At 39.7% G+C, this 340-nt stretch carries 1 protein-coding gene; it reads left to right on the top strand.

What is annotated here, in order from left to right; all coding sequences use genetic code 11:
• A partial coding sequence (locus WFH18_RS17935; RefSeq protein WP_336755430.1) for an integrase core domain-containing protein occupies window positions 1-192 on the top strand: 192 nt, incomplete at its 5' end.
• Window positions 193-340 lie beyond the last annotated feature (148 nt).

Below are 340 nucleotides of genomic sequence, written 5' to 3'. Positions count from 1 at the left end.
TTATACAAAACAGAGGTGATTGAATATTTAAAAGCAGATTGGCAAGGTTTAGCAGATGTACAACTTGCGACATTAAATTGGGTAGATTGGTTCAACAAAAAGCGTGTACACGGTGCACTGGGTTATGTATCGCCTTTTGATTTTGAAGCAATGTACTATGATAAGATTAACCCGTTAGGTCAGGTGGCCTAACTTCAATAAAAAGTCTCCGACAAACCCGGTACGGTTCAGCGTCCGCTGAACACACCTTATGAATTCGTCCTATAAGCCTTAATTTAGTCCCCACTTAAAAACAAGTGGGGACTAAAATTTATGACTACAAATCACCAGACATCCATCG

It is taken from the genome of Acinetobacter sp. USHLN143, from assembly GCF_037145695.1.
In the GTDB taxonomy this organism is placed as follows: Bacteria; Pseudomonadota; Gammaproteobacteria; order Pseudomonadales; family Moraxellaceae; genus Acinetobacter; species Acinetobacter fasciculus.
The sequence above is the reverse complement of the archived record's forward strand: the minus strand, read 5'-3'. Positions and strand labels throughout refer to the sequence as shown.